At 41.1% G+C, this 258-nt stretch carries 1 pseudogene; it reads left to right on the plus strand.

Annotated elements, in window-relative coordinates:
* Nucleotides 1-8: 8 nt before the first annotated feature.
* A pseudogene (mutTA, locus tag SB658_RS25280) lies at nucleotides 9-258 on the plus strand (antimutator 8-oxo-(dGTP/GTP)ase); the annotation flags it as partial.

Consider the following 258-nt stretch of genomic DNA (forward strand, 5'->3'; position numbering starts at 1 on the left):
GTAATGGCATGTACAAATTTAAAGATTATTACCACAACACTGTACAATTATCGTTTGAACGTTATCCATTTTCTCCTGAGCCAAAGCATGTTTGGGTTGTATGCCGGTACGGGGATCAATGGTTATTAACGCATCATTTACGTCGCGGTCTTGAATTTCCAGGTGGTAAAGTAGAATTAGGGGAAACACCGGAAGAAGCGGCAGTTCGAGAGGTTCATGAAGAAACTGGCGGCATAGTTTCTGATTTAACTTACTTAG

Origin of the sequence: Bacillus sp. SIMBA_008, from assembly GCF_046535495.1 — a bacterium.
GTDB classification, from domain to species: Bacteria; Bacillota; Bacilli; order Bacillales; family Bacillaceae; genus Bacillus; species Bacillus subtilis.